The following is a 19,539-nucleotide window of genomic DNA, read 5'->3' on the forward strand; positions in this document are numbered from 1 at the left end:
CGACCTTGAATTCCGCGAAGCGGTAAGGTCTATTTTAACGGGATATAGATCTTCATGTCCAGTTGTTCAGGGGTCGATTTCCAGACATCCGTCACTTCAAAGTCAGGCCCTTCCCTCCGCTCATAGTTCGACTGCGGCAGCCAGCTGCCATAGATCATTTTCCGAATATCCTGCCCTGAGCCTTCCACGGTGAATTCTGCATACAAGCCACCTGGAATTTCAATCGAAGCAAAACCGGGTTCAAGTACCTGTGATGCTCCACTGCTTTCTTCACCCACAATAAAAGAAAATGCTCCATCCTCTTCAAAATGACAGGCCACACCATAAGCCATATCAGGGCGTGTCCTCTCCGGGATCGCCATGAATTTCTGTTCCATGCCAAAATCGTGATAAAATCCGGGTATTTCAGCATAATGCTGATTGTCATTCAGGTTGGTCTTATATTCATAGCCGACAATCCAGTTCGGTTCCCGTGTGACCAGACGGGGTGTGTTCATGTGGAAAGTTCCATCAAGCCGAGTTCGATAATCGTTAAAATCAATGCTCTGTTGCATCTTCAGAAGAGACAACTGATCCACTTCCAGCTTACGCAGCTTCGCCGGTGTCATTCCAAAGTAGGCTGAAAATGCACGGGTAAATGCCTCTTGAGATTGATAGCCAAAGCTCATCGCAATGTCCAGTATGCCTTCCGATGTGCCCCGCAGCATCCCTACAGCTTCCGTTAATCTGCGTCTGCGCACGTACTCCAGTACCGTGAATCCCGTGATCGCCTGAAATAAACGCTGAAAATGAAACGCCGAAAAGCTCGCAGCAGCGGACGTCTCTCTGATATTAAAATCATCTTGCAAATGCTGCTCCAAATACTCAATAGCAAGCTGAATTCGTGTGTAATGATCCATAGTGACGGCTCCCCTATCTAATTCAAAATATCAAACGATTTCTTATGTAGTATGACTGAGATCCAGATCTTTTTTTTGATTTTGTGTGCGAACTTGTATGACGAAAGATACGCGAGTTCCGATTCTCTTCAAGTTGAATGACACTATGATACACTGTATGCCAAAAACCCCTTGTTCTACAAGGAGATGCTCTCTACGCTGGTTGATTTACCAACAGAGATAGCTCTTGTGAACAAGGGGACTTGTTTGTTTAACAATCTGTTCTTAACCTTTCCAGTTCCCGGACACGGGATGAATACCCCAGATATCTGTCGCATACTCACTAATGGTACGATCACTGGAGAATATGCCGGAATGTGCCGTGTTTAATATCGCTTTCCGAGTCCAGCCCGGAATATCCCGATACGCCTGGTCAATCGCTGCATGCGCGTCTGCATAAGCAGCAAAATCACGCAATACAAAGTATTCGTCACCATGGGCCAGCAAGGAGTCATAAATATCCCAGAACTCCCCGTCACGATAACAGAATGCACCTGGATGCACCAGTTGCTCCACGACCTCGCGAATGCGTTCATCGTGCTGCACAATCTCATTCGGACGATAGCTGCCGGAACGATAATACTCAAGTACTTCGTCAGCACGCAGACCATAGATAAACATATTTTCTTCCCCAACCTGCTCCGCCATCTCCACGTTGGCTCCATCCATCGTGCCAATCGTTAAAGCCCCGTTCATCATAAATTTCATGTTGCCCGTACCGGAAGCTTCCTTACCTGCGGTTGAGATCTGTTCACTAACATCCGCAGCGGGAATGATCTTCTCTGCAAGAGAGACGGAATAATTTTCGAGGAAAAATACCTTCAAGCGGTCATTCACGGCCGCATCCCGATTCACCGTGTCAGCCACGTTGTTGATCAGCTTGATAATTTTCTTGGCAAAATAATAACTCGGCGCTGCCTTGGCACCAAAGATGAACGTACGTGGTACCATATCAAACGAAGCATCATTCTTAAGCCGGTTATACAGATGCATAACATGCAGAATGTTCAACAGTTGACGTTTGTACCCGTGTAGTCTCTTCACCTGTACATCAAAGATGGAATCCGGATTCACTGCTGTCCCGGTATGATCCAGAATATACGTAGCAAGCCGCTCTTTGTTATCCCGCTTAATTGAACGGAACTGCTCCTGGAATGATGTATTATCCGCAAAACCAGCCAACTGGTCCAGCTTGCCCGGCTCTGTTATCCATTCGTTACCGATTGTATCCGTGATGAGATCCGACAGTTTCGGATTGGCATGCATCAACCAGCGGCGATGGGTGATACCATTGGTTTTGTTATTGAAACGCTCTGGATACAGTTCATAGAACGGAGCCATCTCGCGCTCTTTCAAAATCTCGGTGTGCAGAGCAGCAACACCATTCACGCTATGACTACCTACAATCGCCAGATGTGCCATCCGTACCTGATCGTTTGCAACAATCGCCAAATGCCCTATGCGATCCTGATCTCCCGGATACCGGTCCAGCAGCATGCCACAGAAGCGTTTGTTGATCTCTTCAATGATCATGTAGATTCGTGGCAGCAGCCTGCTGATCATGGATACAGGCCATTTCTCAAGAGCCTCACTAAGCGTTGTATGATTGGTATACGATACAGTACGGGTTGTGATATCCCATGCTTCATCCCAGCCGTAACCCTTCACATCAATCAGGATGCGCATCAGTTCTGGAATAACCAAGGTTGGATGCGTGTCATTAATGTGGAAGGCCACTTTATCAGGCAAACGATCATACGGTAGCTCCAGCTTGTTGAACGTACGCAAGGCGCTCTGTACACCTGCTGAGCACATGAAGTATTGTTGCTTCAATCGCAGCAACTTTCCTTCGTACTGGGAATCATCGGGATACAGGAATTCCGAGATTGATTCAACCGATCGGCTATAATCCAGATAACCGTAGTAGTTCGAAGGGGTGTCGAGTGAAGTCTCGCGCTTTGGCTCGGCACTCCATAGACGCAATGTATTCACATGGGTTTGACCATAACCGATGACAGGCACGTCATAGGGTATGGCGACAACCGATTCGGCATCTTTTGTAACAAACTGATATTCTCCATCCTGCTCATGAGCTTCTACTCGGCCCCAGAACTGTACTTCCACCTTTTTGTCTGGACGGCGGACTTCCCATTCATTGCCCTTATCCAGCCAATTGTCGGGTAACTCTACCTGATTACCATTGATGATTTTTTGCTCAAACAACCCGTATTTATATCGAATCCCGCAACCATGTCCTGCATATCGTAGTGATGCAAGTGAATCCAGGAAACAGGCAGCGAGTCGTCCCAGACCTCCGTTACCGAGTCCTGCATCCGCCTCCTGTTCTTCTATCTCTTCCAAGGAGAAGCCCAGCTCAGCTAAACTGTCACGCACCAATTCCAATTCATTCACATTCAACAGATTGTTGCCGAGCAGACGTCCAATCAGGAATTCCAGCGAGAAGTAATAGACCTGTTTATCCTGGCGCTGCTTGAACCCCTGATTCGACGCTGCCCAATCCTGGCCTGCATATTCACGAATCATGCTTCCCAGTACATGGTACACGTCTTCCTGTGTTGCTTCTTCAATCGGTTTGCCCAATTTGCTGACCAGATTCCGTGTAAATATACTCTTGAACGTTTCCTTGTTGTCAAACAAAAGTAGGTTCCTCCCGGGGAAATCCTGCAGGATGGTGGCGGTTCATATACTCAATTGCTCAACATTGTGCAAAGTGGCCGTTACGGTTACGAATCGTTCTTATGATCGCTGTTACCCCTGTATTTTCTTGAATTTATTACTTTAGATGTGAAAATACAGTGATAAAGGCGAGCGCTTCGCTTCTTCAGAATCGATTTCGTCCCCTCCACTACGTTTGCACGTATGAAGGAGCTCTAACAGTGGCACCCGATGCTTAGTAAGTGTATGAACCTTAAATCCATCCTACAGGATTTTTATTTTATATATATTTATAGAAGATATCGGTTACGTGGGGGCATTAGATAATAGTACTTTTCGCTAAAATGTATGGATTCGACGGGTCGCCGATCAGCGTCTGTCCTCCGGTCAGCTTCACGTCTTTATCGAGAATGACGTTCTCAAGTACCGTCCCCTCACCAATGTAACATTTCTGCATGATGATGGAACCTTTTATTTTGGCACCCTTGGCCACCTGTACCCCACGGAACAGAATGCTGTCCTCCACCTCTCCACCTACTATGCAGCCATTCGCGAGAAGTGAATGTTTAACATCGGCGGTATCCAGATATTTGGCAGGCGCTTCGTATTTAATTTTGGTCTGGATCGGATCTTCCTTGAACAGTTGTTCATATTGCCCTGTGTTCAGCAGATCCATACTGTTGCGATAATAACTGTCAATGGAATTGATGACTGCGTGATAGCCATCATATGCATACGCAGCGATATTCAATCCATCCGGATTTTTTTGAATCACATCCCGGAAGAAATGGCTCTCGCCATGATCAATGCAACGTTGCACCTGGCGCAGGAACAATTCTTTTTCCATGATGAAAATTTCTGTATATATATTCGGGTGATTAGCGCTTTGGTGAATGTCCACTACGTTACCGTCCCCGTCATGTTCAACTTTGACACAGGCATCATGCTCCGGCAGCAGCTGATCTACTTTTTTGCAGACCAGTGTAACGTCCGCTCCTTTACTGATGTGATACCTGTAGACATCCTGGAGGTCTGCTTTGGTCACATGGCGACTGCCCGCATGCACAACATATTGTCCTGCTCCTCTGTGGAAAAAGTCCAGATTGTTGTGGAAATGCTGCAAGTCCCCTTGTGATGTATCTGTTGGATCGTTCCAGTCTGGTGGCAAAATAAACATACCCCCATGCTTGCGATCCAAATCCCAAGGTTTACCGTCACCAAGATGGTCCATCAACGAGCGATATTTTCGCCGTACAAATACACCAATACTCTCAATGCCTGCATTCATCATATTGGATAGAACAAAATCGATCAGACGGTAACGCCCGGCATAAGGCACCGCGGCTCCGCAGCGAAAATACGTCAATTCCTTCAATTCTTCAAGTTCATGGTCAAGGTTAATAACTCCGATCAATTGTTTCATCGCATGCACCGTCCTTTTGACTTCAATTAGGCCTTGCTAGTTATTCCTTGGCGAAGCTGACGTTCCAGTTCTTCCTGATCCACGAGCAATATATCACTCTCATCTTCCGGTGCAGGCGAAATCTGTGTTCCATCCGGAATAACCAATCCTTCTGCGATAATAGCTCGGTAAATGCGCACATTTTGCCCGATTTTCACTCTTGGCATGATCACCGAATCAATGACCGCACTGTTCTCACCAACTTCAATTCCATAGAACAGAACAGAATGATTTACCTCACCATGCACTACAGTACCTTCACTAATAATACAATTCCGCACCTTGCCCGAAGGTGAGATGTATTGTGCAGGTTGGTTTGGATTACGTGTGAAAATACGCCAGTCCGGATCATTCAGATTAAACGGTGTGTCTTCGTCCAAAAGGTCCATATTGGATTCCCACAGACTGCGAATGGTACCAACGTCTTTCCAATAACCTTCAAATGGATACGCATATAAGGATTTTTCATTTTGAAGCAATAAAGGAATAATATCTTTACCAAAATCATAGGAGGTGGATGCCTGTTGTTCATCCTGGATCAGGAAACGTTTCAGTACATCCCACTTGAAGAGATAGATACCCATGGAAGCCAGTGTGCTCTTGGGCTCAGGAGGTTTTTCTTCAAATTCATAGATGCTATAGTCATCGTTGGTGTTCAGCACTCCGAACCGGCTGGCTTCTTCCAATGAGACATCAATGACCGATATGGTGCAATCCGCATCTTTTTCTTTGTGATACTGGAGCATTTTTTCGTAGTCCATCTTATAGATATGATCCCCTGACAGAATGAGCACATGCTCAGGATCGAATTGTTCAATAAAGTTCAGGTTCCGGAAGATCGCATCCGCTGTACCCCGGTACCAGTTGCTACCGTCTTCACGTTCATGTGGAGGAAGTACATATACCCCGCCGTTTTTCCGATCCAGATCCCAGTCACTGCCAATGCCAATATAGGAATGTAAGACAAGTGGTTCATATTGGGTCAATACACCCACTGTATCAATACCAGAATTAGAGCAGTTACTCAGCGGAAAATCAATGATTCGGTACGTGCCGCCAAAATATACAGCCGGCTTAGCCAGTGATTTGGTCAATCCTTTTAACCTCTTACCTTGCCCTCCGGCAAGTAGCATCGCTACAACTTCTTTTTTCGCCATCATTACAGCCTCCTCCACGTGCATTCGTTCTGATTCATTTCAGAGCCCATAATCGATATTCTGTTGTGTGGACACTGTTGTCTTGATTAGGAGCTTGCTGTACAGATGTGTAACCGGTGAATCTTTGTTGCAGTTGAACTTCTTGGATTGTAAAGCCTGAAATAGAGATGATGCTGGTGTAGAATTGCTTGACTGTCTTACAGAGGTGAATGTTAGATGCAGAACTTAAGGTGTAGCTCGTGAACAATGAAATAGTCTACTCCTATTTAACATTAAACACGAAACGGACTGGGGAATCTTACTGGAAAACATCGACATCAAGTTGCGGGTAAGATTACCCTTTCTCTTGCCGCTGTTATTCATATTGTATTCGATAATAGAGAAGCAAAATCCTTTAGTTTTTGTGCAAACATTAAGTGGAAAAATAAGTAAAAAGAATGAGTTCACATGACAAAAAAGCCGACTTTCGATCCCGGCTCATTTTGTCTGTTATTTTGGTGTATCCGTTCCTGAAACAGTCTATATAATTTTGCGAAACAGCTCCATCACCTCATCCTTGGACGGTTGATAGGGATTGCCTGGTGCACAGGCATCTTTCATCGCGTTATCGGCAAGCAGTTCCACATCGGGATCTTTTACACCCAGTTCAGACAGTTTCTCAGGAATGCCGACTTCCTTCGATAGCTGACGTATGGCCTCAATGACGTAATCGGAACACTCCTCATCACTTCTACCCTTCACATCCATACCAATTGCCTTAGCAATATGACGGAATTTGCCGGGTACATGCTTGGCGTTCAACTCTTCCACATAGGGGAGTAACATTGCGTTACATACACCATGCGGCAGATCATATACGCCACCCAGTTGATGCGCCATCGCATGGACATAACCCAGGCCCGCATTATTAAAAGCAATCCCGCCAAGGAAACACGCATACGTCATATGTTCCCGCGCTTCCAGATCACTGCCGTCTCTCACAGCTCTTGGCAAGTATTCAAAGATCAGTTCAACAGCTGCTGCAGCTGTCGCACTTGTCACTGTAAATCCACCCGGTGTAACCATCGCTTCTACGGCATGTGTCAACGCATCCATTCCTGTGGCCGCTGTGAGACTTGCAGGTTTGCTGAGCATCAGCTCCGGATCATTAACCGACAGGGAGACCAGACTGTTGCGGTCCACCATCACCATCTTTACTTTACGTTCCTCATCTGTAATCACGTAGTTAATTGTCACCTCGCTCGATGTGCCAGCCGTTGTGTTAACAGCCACAAGTGGCACGGACTTGTGTTTCGATTGATGAAATCCTTCATATTCGCGGATATGCCCACCGTTCGTAGCTACAATACCAATGCCTTTGGCAGCATCCTGCGGTGAACCTCCGCCTATCGATATAATGGCGTCACAGCCATGATCCTGGAATACTTGAAGTCCATCATGTACATTCTGACATGTTGGATTAGGCTGAACCTCATCATATACTACATAATCTAACCCTGATTTTCTTAATATAGACAGTACCTGCTCTGCAACGCCTGAAGTAATCAATTGACGATCACTTACAACCAGCGCTTTGCGGATACCCATCTGTTCAATCATCTGACCTGCTTCCTGTAAACAGCCTCTACCCATCAAGTTCACGGGCGGAACATAATATGCATGTGTTGCCATTTGAACCAGCCTCCTGTAACCCCTGATTTACTATCTTCATTGTAACTGAATCCGTTTTCAGATATAGTGAAATAAATCACAATGAATCCGATAAATGTTACACTTGCGGTTGATTTTTCTCCGTAATGAAAAAGACGACCCAGACACCCGAAGGTCTCCAAGCCGTCTTACTTATCTATCTTAAAGCTTTATCCACTACTTATACCTTACCGAAGGTACTTACACTAAAAGCATCCTGACGAAGGCTTACAGCGCCTTATCGTTCACGCCGTCAAGCCATGCCTCAATCTCACCAATTACGGAGGATACACAGCCATCCTCGAATGGAGAGTTCAATCCAGCCAGTTCAACCAATCCAGTGAAGGACAGGCTTCCTCCCGCTTTGCACAATGTCAGATAGTCGGCCCATGCGGACTTCATGTCCTCATTGCTGCGTTTCCAGAACTGGAATGCACAGATTTGTGCTAACGTATAGTCAATGTAATAGAATGGCGATGAGAAAATGTGACCCTGTTTATGCCAGAAACCACCTTGCTCCAAATACGCATTATCTTTGTAATTGATGTGTGGCAGATAGGTCTTCTCAATGTTGCGCCAAGCCTGCTTGCGCTCCGTTGGAGTTGCATCCGGGTTCGCATACACAAAATGCTGGAATTCATCCACAGCTACACCATACGGAATGAACAACAGACCGGAAGACAGGTGATCAAACTTGTACTTGTCCGTATCTTCCTTGAAGAACAACTGCATCCACGGCCATGTGAAGAACTCCATACTCATGGAATGGATCTCAGCCGATTCATATGTTGGCCAGTTGTATTCAGGCACTGCAAAATCACGGCTCTCATACACCTGGAAAGCATGACCTGCTTCATGTGTCAATACATCAATATCACCAGAGGTACCGTTGAAGTTGGAGAAGATAAACGGCACTTTGTAATCGTTCAGGAACGTACAATATCCGCCGCCCTGTTTACCTTTTTTGCTTACCAGATCCATAAGCTCGTTTTCGGTCATCATCTGGAAAAATGCATCCGTCTCTGGTGATAATTCAGCGTACATTTTTTTACCATTATCGATAATCCAGTCCGCGTCACCCTTAGGTGTCGGGTTACCCGTCTTGAAGCTGAAGCCCTGATCGTAATAATAAAGCGTATCCACATCAATCCGATTCCGCTGGCGCTCTCTGAGCTTGGTCGCCACAGGTACAATGTAATCACGAACTTGCGCCCGGAAGTTGGCAACCATCTCGGCGTTGTAATCCGTGCGGTTCATGCGATCATAGCCGAGTTCGACATAGCTTGGATAACCCAGTTTCTTCGCGATCTGTGTACGTACTTTAACCAGTTCATCGTAAATGCGATCGAATTCAGCTTCATGTTCAGCCATGAACGTGTATCTGGCTTCCGAAGCACGCTCCCGCATGGAGCGATCCGTGGACAGTTCAAATGGATGAAGCTGTGGCAACGTGCGCTCTTCACCTTCGAACGGAATTTTGGCCGATGCGATCAACTGATTGTATTCTGTGGAAAGTTTGTTCTCCTTCTGGAGCTCTTCAATAATTTCCGGGCTGAATGTTTTCAGTGAAAGATCCGCCAGTTGGAACAGCTGTGAACCCCATTTTTGTTCCAACTCGTTGCGGAATTTGGAGTTAACCAATGCACGGTAAAAATCCGTAATATATTCCTGCACAATTGGTGCATTCTCATCCAGAAATTCGTTCTCCGCCTTATAAAACTCATCATTGGTATCAATGGAATGACGGATGTAGACCAATTGGGCTTGTGTCTCAAAATCACTGCGCAGCGCGTTAATCTGATCCATGAACCCACTCTGTTCTTCAACCGTTGCCGCAGCTTCAAAACCGCTCAACAGCTCACGGAAAGATGTCTTGATGTGTTCCAGATTCGGACGTGTATACGTATACTCACTAAATTTCATTTATGTACACCCTTTCCTGTTTGGCAGAATTTCGGGAGTATCCCGAGTTAAACTACCCCCTATTATACAAAAGAGCAGCTAAAAAATCCCATAATTACGAAAAATATTTGTCCATCGGTCAAATTGTGCAACATGAATGGTTACAAATATTACGTACTTATGTAAGGTCAGTGCCTCAAAATTTTTCCCCACACAAATAAGCCCGCCTCGCGTTAGCGAAGCCAGCTTATAGGTTGTCTCTCTTCTTTTCACATTTAAACAATACTAGCTTTGGTCTTTATCCATAATCTGATAGAACCAGCCCATTCCGACCATGCCCACGACCATAATAACGGCCATAATAATGATATATGTCATGAATGTAACCTCCCTGCTTCCGTATATTCATCACACTACTACTAGTGTACACGGTGAAGCGCCGTTTGAATTGACCGAACATTGACAAAAATACGAAATCTTTAATTTTAATAAATGGATTATTTCCCCGATCACACTAAATCATACGTACCTCGCTACGCGGTGCAAAGTTTCATCCGCCATGCTTACGGTGTATACTATACTTCTATGAAATGGAATTTGGATTTTTACGCAGAAAGGTTGAAAGACATGTCAACTCGCATTCCCTTACGTCAGCTATTTCTTACTGTTTTATTAGCCCTTATGTTATCTGTTTTGACCTCCTGTGCTGATGGAGAAGCCCATCTAACGGTAAATATGGATGGATCAACGGATCTGGATCTCAATCTCAACGTAAAGAACTCCGCTCTTGGAAAAATTGGACAAGACAATCTCATGCCTCTGATCGCAGATGCATTGAATCGAAATAACTTCCAGGCAGAGGTTTCGGAACAGGGGGATCAGAAGCAGCTCACAGCGACCACCCATTATGAAAAAAGCAATAAAACCAGCTTTGATACGTCCAAGTTACCACAAGGGATCAAGGTTGAACAATCAACTTCACCCGGCTTCTTCACTTCCAAGATGCACATTACAGCAGAAGCCGACCTCATGGAGTCCATGCCCGATGGTGAGATCAAAAATCAAATTAACAAGGTGCCTAGCTTTCTTAAAAACCTCTTGTTAAAAGATGTTAACTTTGACTTCAAGTTGTCTTTGCCCATCAAGGCAGCCGATTCCAATGCCGATCAGGTGGAGGATGGCGGAAAAACGCTCATTTGGCACGTTTCACCCCTCCAGATGAATAAACTGGATCTGACTGTACAGGTCCCAAATATCCGGAATATCATCATAATTGCAGTCATTGGCCTATTATGTATCGCTGCTCTGCTCATTTGGTTTTTTGTTCGTCGCAGACGGGCCAGACAGCGCCATAGTGCAAGATCACATCGGGGAAAAAATTAATTCTTCACACCAATTTTATTTGTGACTTGCCAAACGGTGTTATGGATAGTAGAATACATCCGTACTGTGTGAACGGTTAATTTTTTATTAAGCAAAGCTAAAGAGGTGACAGGTTTCATGAATATCCGCGAATGCCCACTACCTGGTATCGGAGTTAAGTACCAGTTTGATACAAAGGGCGGCCATCAGTTAGTCATTATTGTGCATGAGGACGGACGCCGTGAATTATTCTCCGTTGATCCACAAGACAACGAAGAACTCACTCTGATTGCAGATTTGGAAGATGACGAATGCGTAACCCTCTCCGGTTTAATCGGAGGCTGGTCGTAAATGACAGAATAACCTGTACCTTGAATTCAAGGTACAGGTTATTTTTCTGTTACGTCACCCTTTGAGAGCGAATATATGGAACCCATGTATTCAGTACGCGGCTAATCTCCGTGGAATGAAACGGTTTGCTGATAAAGTCCTGCATCCCGCATTTCAGACACTCCTCACGGTCACCGGCGCCTGCAAAAGCTGTAATCGCTGCAATAACCGGTATTTCTGGGTGGCTCTGTCTGATGTGGCAGGTCGCTTCAATCCCATCCATAACTGGCATTTGAATATCCATAAACACCAGGTCATATTGAACCTTGTTCAATATGTCGACGGCCTGTGCACCATTCTCAACGATATCACAGACTCCGCCAAACTTGCGCAGCATCTCCTCCAACAGATGACTGTTGACCGCTTGATCCTCAGCAATCAAAATTTTGATGTCATGGGCAAGACTCGCTCGATCCAATTGCAGTTCATCATTCGTGGTGACTTCAATCGGGTCATTACTTTCCTCCAACCACCGCTCCACTACGAGGGTGAACTGGAATTCTGCCCCCTCACCGATCTCACTCTGTACGCCAATCGCTCCGCCCATTAACTCCACCAGTTTTTTGCTGATCGCAAGCCCCAGACCTGTCCCGCCAAACTTACGATTGATGGCCGGATCAAGCTGTGAGAAGGATTGGAACAACTGATGCTGCTTTTCTATTGGAATGCCAATGCCCGTATCTCTTACCTTAAAGGTCAACATCAGGTTATCCTGACCATGCTCATCTGAGAAATCAGCACCTACGCTCACCATAATACGGCCCTGCTCTGTGAATTTAACGGCATTACCCACCAGATTAATCAAAATCTGCCGGATTCGTGTCTCATCCCCTCGAATGCGTTCAGGAATATGGTCCGACACTTCACAATAGAGTTCAATATTTTTTTCTGATGCCTTCAGTGCAAACAGCTCGATCACCCCACCCAGCATCGCCTTAATATCAACAGGTGCGCGCTCAAGATCCATTTTGCCTGCTTCGATTTTGCTGAAATCCAAAATTTCGTTCAAAATGTACAAAAGGGATTCGCCGCTATCAATCATGATTTCCGCAAAACCTTTCTGTTCATCATCCAGCTCGGTTTCCATTAACAGATGGGCCATGCCCATGATGCCGTTTAATGGCGTACGAAGCTCATGACTCATGATGGCGAGAAACTCGGACTTGGCCCGGTCTGCATGCTCTGCTGCTTCCTTGGCACGTATGATGTCCTTAACAGATGTCATATCACGGAAAACCAACACTGCTCCGCGGGTTCTACCCTGATCCATAATCGGCTTCAATTGGAACTCCGCCAGGAAACTGGACCCATCCTGTCTCCAGAATACGGATTCGGTACGTGGCAGACCTCGTCCCTCACGAACAGCCTGTAGAATTGGTGTATCCTTGGATGGGTAGGGGATGCCTTCGCTCTGCATTTGGATCATCATCTGCTCTAATGGTCTGCCATTCAATTCACTTGGACAGAAGTTCATGATCTCCGCAGCGGCCGGATTGGCAAAATTCAGATTCCCTTCCAGGTCCAGTCCAATAACACCTTCAGACATGCCATTCAAAATCAATGCCCGTTCATAACTAAGATTCTCGATTTCCTCGACGTAACGTTTGGACTCAGTAATGTCACTCGTAATCCCGTAGATCCCAACAACTTTGTCCTCAAGTATAATAGGAACATTAATCACATTTGTTTCAATCCGCTGCCCATTTTTGTGAATTAAACCTATCTCGTAGCTCTGTGCATTGCCTTTCACCGTTTCCTCAAAATGATATCGAGTCTTCTCCAGATCCACAGGATCAATGAGGTGATCAAAAGGCCGACTCAGCAGCTCCTCCTTGGTGTGTCCTGTCAACTGTTCCTGACCCATATTGGCTTTCAGCAGATTGCCTTCCAGATCAAGAGAAGCCACACCTAGGGGATTACAGTCAAATAACGATCTGTACTCCTGCATGCTTAACTGTTGTTGCTGGCTGGCTGTGATATCGCGGGTTACGGCGACCATCTCCATTAATTCACCTGAATCGTCATATACATAGTGCGTAATCGTATCTGCCCATACCGTAGATCCATCCTTATGTAACAGGCGATAATTGAGCCGTTTGGGAGCCAGACCCTTTCTCTGCTCTTCTACGTACGCTTCAACCAAAGGCACATCCTCCGGATAGATCACAAATGTTCCCGGCTTACCTATAACTTCTTCCAACTCATAGCCCAACATGGTTTTACATGCATTCGATACATATTTAAATGTACGACTTGAATCGGCATCATGTATTGCAATCAGGTCTAGTGAAGACTCCGCCAGCAGGCGAGAGATGCGACTGCTCTCTTCCAATTGCTTACGTTGCACAATGAGGATTTCCTCTGCATCTTTTTGTTTCGTAATGTCAGCAGCCTGTACCAACAGATACAATGGCTCACCATTTGTTTCATCCCTAACAATGCAAGCTCTAATGGTTGCCCATAATAACGAACCGTCCTTTCGTTTCAGACGAACCTCCGTCTCGTACATCGGACTTGTTTCATGAGTCATTTCCCAGAACTTGCTGCGGAATTCCTCCATATGCAGATCTTCTTCGTAGATCATATGTATGACCGAAGTATCGATCAGTTCATCTTCACTGTATGCAAGCATCTCGCAAAATGCAGGATTAAGCTGCAACCACCGTCCATTTACATGCGATGCGACAGCAATGCCGATTGGTGCGTGCGTATACAATTGTTCGAACAGAGATCGGCTCTCTGTAATGGATTTCGACATTACATGTCCTCCTTTATGAGAATCTGAATGTATTCCGTATGAATAGATAGACCTGAACATAACTTCATCTATAGAGTACTACCCCAAATGCCATGATTGATAAACGAGATCGGGCAAAATCCCTGCATGAATCGACATATACTACACAATACCCGTGCTCTCCCGATTATACAATGTTGAATATTCGAATAGGAACGGAGGTTATGGATCATGATCATTGTTGCTAATCAACCCGTCCAGCTGAACCGCTCGGAATGGTCTGATTTTGAATGGTATTGGTTACAGCAACTCCAGAATCGTCCAACGAGGTATGTGTACCAATCCATGGATCATCTTCGATTTGAATGGGACTTGAGGGGCTCTCTCGTGGAGGCCGCGGAAGGACTGGATCGAAGCGGTGTGAGTTTTGCATCCTTTGAAAAATCCAGATGTAATCCTGCCTACTGGAATCGTAATGCGGAAGGTGGGTTTGAGCTAAGATCAAACGTGACCCCCGCCGACGGCATCCGGGATATCTGGAGGAATGGACACTTATATGCTTTTGAATGTGCAACAGCTACCGTTATTGTGCTGTATGGTGGAGTGCTGGGAAGCATTCGCGAAGACGCCTTTAATTCCCTGTTTCGCAATCTGTTACTCTTTGACTGGCATTATGACAGTGACCTGCGATTAACCGAAAAAAACGGTAGCGAAACCGCCCTGCCAGGAGATGTGCTGTATTTCAAAAATCCGGATGTTTCTCCGGAAACCCCCGAGTGGCAGGGAGAGAATACGTTCATGCTGCGCGAGAACTTGTATTATGGTCATGGCATTGGTATTGCAAGTGGCGAAGAGATTATACGTACCCTGAATCAGTTCCGCGTTCCAGGTAGCCGAGTCTCCGCCTACTTAATGGATATGGTGATCTATCCGGACTTCTTTTATTTATCCCGATTCGCCAAAAACAGCCAGAATAATATTGCCGCTGGTTCTACGCCCGTATTACCCGGACAGTTATATGTACGACTTGGTGGCAGCCGTTATTTACGCAGCTGAACTACTGAAACGGAAACGGATTTTGCATTAAATTGCGAACAATACCTCAATCCAAGTGATGACAAACAAGCCCAATACAGTAGCAGTTAACCTGCCACCTCATTGGGCTTTTTTACATCCAAAAAAAAATCATTACTATATCGACATTCGCTTTACCTTTGTGCTACATCGAGGATCGCTCTGGCAGTTTACGCATTCGGGTCCAGTTGCACAACAACCTGTTTACCACTTACCTGAACACCTGTCGTTTTGCTACCGAATTCAGCCAGCGATTTGCTCAGTTGCTCAGCCCACTCCTTGCCTGCAACTCCTTCTTTGGCTCCATGCACCTGGATGACGAGTTTTACCGAATCACCCTTCTTCAGAATGCGCTCCGCCTGAGACTGCTTCGTCTCCCGGTCATGATCTTCCATCGCAAGGTTCAAGCGAATTTCCTTGACTTTACGTTTATCGGGAGATTTACTCGCTTTTTTCTTCGCCTGTTGCGCTTCTGCTTTGGCTGCTCCAGCTCCAATCAGCTTGCATGGTGGTGGACTCGTCATCAAGGACAAGCACACCAGATCCACTTTATGCTGCTTTGCAAGTAGAAGTGCTTCCTGCGTGGACATCACACCCAGATCTTCACCATTCAGGCCGGTCAGTTGCACTTCGGTTGCTTTGATCTTTTCATTTTTGATCATGATTCTACCTCCTCTACATCAAAAGCCTGTCCTGACCATTTACGGATCAGAGCAGGCTAGGATGGTGTTGCTACTTATTTGTAATACATATCAGCGTATGAATATGCCAATCGGTTTGATTTACAGCGTGTTGAATGCTTCCGTCAGAACCGGTACAATTTGTGATTTGCGTGATACTACGCCTTTCAAGATAGCTCTGCTATCAGACAGCGTCACATTGTAGGCTTTCTCCACTGCTTTAGTGGATGTACCGTATGCCAAAGCTACGGAATCGTTGTTCAGAATGTCTGTTACGACAAATACAAACAGGTCGAGACCTTTGCTGGAAATGATCGCATCAATAGCTGCTTCAAGCTCAGGTTGCTTCACGAGAACATCATTCACGTCAACAGCATTAACCTGTGCAATTTCCACTTTGGATTGACCCATTACGAATTCTTTGGCATCCAGGGAAATCAGTTCAGCAATTGTTTTTTGGCTCAGATCCGCACCGGCTTTCAGCATGTCCAGACCATAGCTGTCTGCATCTACACCAGCAATGGCAGCCAGTTCACGCGCAGCGGCTACGTCCTGCTCTGTGCAAGTCGGGGATTTGAACAACAGGGAATCGGAGATAATGGCAGACAACATCAGGCCAGCAATCGGTGCACTCACTTCGATGCCATTTTCTTTGTACATTTTATTCAAAATGGTTGCTGTACAACCTACAGGCTCTGCACGGAAATACAGAGGTCCGCTTGTCTCAAAGTTAGCAATACGGTGATGGTCGATAACTTCAACAACAGTCACTTCCTCAATATCGCTTACACTTTGCTGACGCTCGTTGTGGTCAACCAGAATAACTTTGTTTACTTCATTTGCAGCGGTTTTAATCAGACGCGGTGCTGCAATTTTGAATTGATCCAGTGCAAACTGGGTTTCACCATTGACTTCGCCGAGACGAACTGCTTCAACGTCCTGACCCAATTTTGTTTTGAGATCCGCATAGGCGATTGCCGAACAGATCGTATCCGTGTCGGGATTTTTGTGACCGAAGATTAACGCTTTTTCCATATTCATAGCCCTCCGTCAATTCTGATTTATATAAGTTCAACCAAAGAATGTTTACACTTGCCACTCCGATGACAGAATAACCTTCCGATCGCTGTTATCCCCAGATTTTTTGATTCCCTTTTAAAGGGAAAATCCGGTGATAAAGGCGAACGCTCCGCTTCTCCAGCTTTTTTCTGTCCTCTCCGTTCTCGTGTAAAAAGTTTAGTTGAACTTATATAGAAAATATATGTCATATTTCAATCATACCCTACTGATTATAGCGCTAATAAGGCTAAATTCCAATCCCTTTACAGCGAATTAATTGCAAATCATTCTCAGGCAAGTCATTTTGGAAAATAGCCAAACTTGGTTCATTCCCCTCAAGTCGATATGGTATGTATCCTATTTATTCCATCGTACAACCTTATAAATTAGCATACGAAACTCTGATACGCAACGAAAACATTAAATCTCAGGCTCTTCCGCGCTCTGCCCTTGCCGTACAAAAAAGGTCTGTAGACTGCCGTCCTCGCTAATCTCCAGCAGGTTCAGTTGTGCTCCGTAGGCACAACCACCATCAATGCCAATTTTGTCTCCGCTCGGGTCAAACCAAATGCCTGTCTCATCATGCAAATGCTTCACGGGGGTGTGTCCAAATACGACCGTCTCTCTAATCGTTGTTGGTCTGGAATAGAATGATTCACGAATCCAAATGAAGTCCCGCTCGGACTGGCTTCTCCAATCCTCGATATCCGGGTTGATCCCGGCATGCACAAAAATATAACCCGGAATCTCGTACACCAGCGGAAGCTGTTCCAGAAAACGAAGATGGTGTTCATAGTGCGTACGTATCCACTTTTTGGCTTCAGCATAAGCTTCCCAATCTATCTGTTGCTCATCATAAGTAAGTTCCAGATCCAGATAACTTGCCATCGTCTGTAATCCGCCATTACGAATCCAGTGTTGATCATATTGCTCAACATCCTGGGTTAACGCCTTGACCATCATGGCATCGTGATTGCCTTTAATCACCATAATATCGTGCTGTTGCTGAAGCTGCATAATCTGTTCGATGACCTGTTTGCTGCTTGGACCGCGATCCACATAATCACCGAGTAAAATCAATTCATCCTGCTGCGGATTATAATCTGCAAGCTTAAGCAGTGCATTAAATTCATCGTAACAGCCATGAATATCACTAATGACACATCTGCGCATGTGAATCTCTCCTCTCCCTGATCACGCAAGAGTATAACCGGAACCTTGCATGAGCAAGATTCCAGTCTGTTCAGAGTAGTTATTCCCGCTTGCTTACCATTAGTCCTGCTTGAGTCCAAAGGCTTCTGCAATCAAGCCGAATGAGCGCAGACGTGCTTCAAACGAATGGACCGCTGATGCAATAATGACTTCATCTGCTTCATGGCGTTCAGCCATTGCGGTAATTTTATCTTTCACCTGATCCGGTGTTCCCACGATGGAAAAAGAACGACGTTGACGAATCTGTTCCATCTCCATCGCTGTGTATGGATAGTTGTTCACCGTCTCCAGAGATGGGAATGAACTTTGTTCAAGACCTCGTCCAAGGCGTAAGAAGAAAAGCTCATTGCTGCGTGCAAGTTCAGCAGCTTCTTCCTCTGTCTCCGCGCAGAATGCCGAGACAGCAATCATTGAATGTGGTTTGTCATTCAGGATGGACGGCTTGAAATGTCTGCGGTAATGTTTCATCGCTTCTTCGCCGCCTGGTGTTCCGAAGAATTGGGCAAACGCATACGATGTCCCTTGTGCCGCAGCAATTCTTGCACCTTCGGAGCTGGAACCCAGCAACCACACTTCTGGTACCGTGGGAACCGATGGTCCGGCTACCAGGGATGCAAACCGATGATCCTCGGGCAACTGCTCGTGGAAGTATCCGCCCAGATCCGCGATCTGTTGCGGGAAGAATTGTACATTCGATGATTTCCCCTCATTCAGAGCTCTGCTGGCAATCGGCATGCCACCTGGTGCTCTGCCAATCCCCAGGTCAATCCGCCCCGGATGCAAAGCTTCCAGCAGACGGAAATTCTCTGCAACCTTATAGGCACTATAATGAGGTAACATAACGCCACCGGAACCTACACGAATACGATCAGTATGTGCAGCCACATGTGCAATCATAACTTCAGGACTGGAGAATGACAGCGCACCACTACCGTGATGCTCCGACATCCAGAACCGGGAGTACCCCAATTGATCCGCATGTTGTGCGAGTTTCACCGTTTCCTGCAACGTATCCTGTACACTTCGTCCTTCATTGATATGTCCATGTTCGAGTACACTCAGTTTCATATATATTCAATCCTCTCGTCTGTTAGGTTCATAAGTACTGTGAATATGAGATCAGCGAATATTATGCGCTTTTGCTCACTTCATTCTTGCTCATTCCATTGTAATATTAATTATTACAGTTTCAAACTTTAGT

14 protein-coding genes are annotated in these 19,539 nt (G+C 45.7%); 3 read left to right on the plus strand and 11 right to left on the minus strand.

Going from position 1 to position 19,539, the window contains the following annotated elements:
• Window positions 1–29: 29 nt before the first annotated feature.
• From AC1DE7_RS08230 to AC1DE7_RS08255, 6 genes are all read right to left on the minus strand, one after another.
• On the minus strand, window positions 30–899 hold the full coding sequence (locus AC1DE7_RS08230; RefSeq protein ID WP_282321691.1) for an AraC family transcriptional regulator: 870 nt from the start codon (window positions 897–899) through the stop codon (window positions 30–32).
• A gap of 264 nt (window positions 900–1,163) precedes the next feature.
• Window positions 1,164–3,596, minus strand: a complete 2,433-nt coding sequence (locus AC1DE7_RS08235; RefSeq protein ID WP_477534126.1) for a glycogen/starch/alpha-glucan phosphorylase — start codon at window positions 3,594–3,596, stop codon at window positions 1,164–1,166.
• Window positions 3,597–3,933: 337 nt separating this feature from the next.
• A complete protein-coding gene (gene glgD / locus AC1DE7_RS08240) occupies window positions 3,934–5,037 on the minus strand; it encodes a glucose-1-phosphate adenylyltransferase subunit GlgD (protein WP_036608765.1) in 1,104 nt (367 codons plus the stop codon).
• Between the two features lie 26 nt (window positions 5,038–5,063).
• Window positions 5,064–6,233, minus strand: a complete 1,170-nt coding sequence (locus AC1DE7_RS08245) for a glucose-1-phosphate adenylyltransferase (protein WP_338708935.1) — start codon at window positions 6,231–6,233, stop codon at window positions 5,064–5,066.
• 519 nt (window positions 6,234–6,752) lie between these two features.
• Window positions 6,753–7,904 (minus strand): iron-containing alcohol dehydrogenase, encoded by a 1,152-nt coding sequence (locus tag AC1DE7_RS08250; protein ID WP_036608771.1) that lies wholly within the window; start codon window positions 7,902–7,904, stop codon window positions 6,753–6,755.
• A gap of 246 nt (window positions 7,905–8,150) precedes the next feature.
• Complete coding sequence (locus AC1DE7_RS08255; RefSeq protein WP_076318693.1) at window positions 8,151–9,845, minus strand: M3 family oligoendopeptidase; 1,695 nt, start codon at window positions 9,843–9,845, stop codon at window positions 8,151–8,153.
• A 660-nt stretch (window positions 9,846–10,505) separates the two neighbouring features.
• On the opposite strand from AC1DE7_RS08255, the gene AC1DE7_RS08260 reads away from it, so the two are divergent.
• On the plus strand, window positions 10,506–11,207 hold the full coding sequence (locus tag AC1DE7_RS08260) for a hypothetical protein (protein WP_477534127.1): 702 nt from the start codon (window positions 10,506–10,508) through the stop codon (window positions 11,205–11,207).
• A gap of 117 nt (window positions 11,208–11,324) precedes the next feature.
• A complete protein-coding gene (locus AC1DE7_RS08265) occupies window positions 11,325–11,537 on the plus strand; it encodes a cation:proton antiporter regulatory subunit (RefSeq protein WP_017688899.1) in 213 nt (70 codons plus the stop codon).
• Window positions 11,538–11,586: 49 nt separating this feature from the next.
• On the opposite strand, the gene AC1DE7_RS08270 is transcribed toward AC1DE7_RS08265, so the two are convergent.
• Window positions 11,587–14,334 (minus strand): PAS domain-containing hybrid sensor histidine kinase/response regulator, encoded by a 2,748-nt coding sequence (locus AC1DE7_RS08270; protein ID WP_340982749.1) that lies wholly within the window; start codon window positions 14,332–14,334, stop codon window positions 11,587–11,589.
• A 210-nt stretch (window positions 14,335–14,544) separates the two neighbouring features.
• Here AC1DE7_RS08270 and AC1DE7_RS08275 point away from each other — a divergent pair, with 210 nt between their 5' ends.
• Entirely contained in the window at window positions 14,545–15,369 is an 825-nt protein-coding gene (locus AC1DE7_RS08275) for a protein-glutamine gamma-glutamyltransferase (RefSeq protein ID WP_076327827.1), read from the plus strand.
• 188 nt (window positions 15,370–15,557) lie between these two features.
• Here AC1DE7_RS08275 and infC read toward each other — a convergent pair whose 3' ends face one another.
• The 4 genes from infC to AC1DE7_RS08295 form a co-directional block, all read right to left on the minus strand.
• Complete coding sequence (gene infC, locus AC1DE7_RS08280; protein ID WP_076327826.1) at window positions 15,558–16,049, minus strand: translation initiation factor IF-3; 492 nt, start codon at window positions 16,047–16,049, stop codon at window positions 15,558–15,560.
• 120 nt (window positions 16,050–16,169) lie between these two features.
• Window positions 16,170–17,102 (minus strand): manganese-dependent inorganic pyrophosphatase, encoded by a 933-nt coding sequence (locus AC1DE7_RS08285; protein ID WP_017688903.1) that lies wholly within the window; start codon window positions 17,100–17,102, stop codon window positions 16,170–16,172.
• A gap of 444 nt (window positions 17,103–17,546) precedes the next feature.
• Window positions 17,547–18,299 (minus strand): metallophosphoesterase family protein, encoded by a 753-nt coding sequence (locus tag AC1DE7_RS08290; RefSeq protein WP_340032774.1) that lies wholly within the window; start codon window positions 18,297–18,299, stop codon window positions 17,547–17,549.
• Window positions 18,300–18,398: 99 nt separating this feature from the next.
• The gene (locus AC1DE7_RS08295) at window positions 18,399–19,406 is read right to left on the minus strand and encodes an LLM class flavin-dependent oxidoreductase (protein ID WP_036670607.1); all 1,008 of its coding nucleotides are present in this window, start codon (window positions 19,404–19,406) and stop codon (window positions 18,399–18,401) included.
• Between the last annotated feature and the right edge of the window lie 133 nt (window positions 19,407–19,539).

Source organism: Paenibacillus sp. 10L310, from assembly GCF_056395745.1.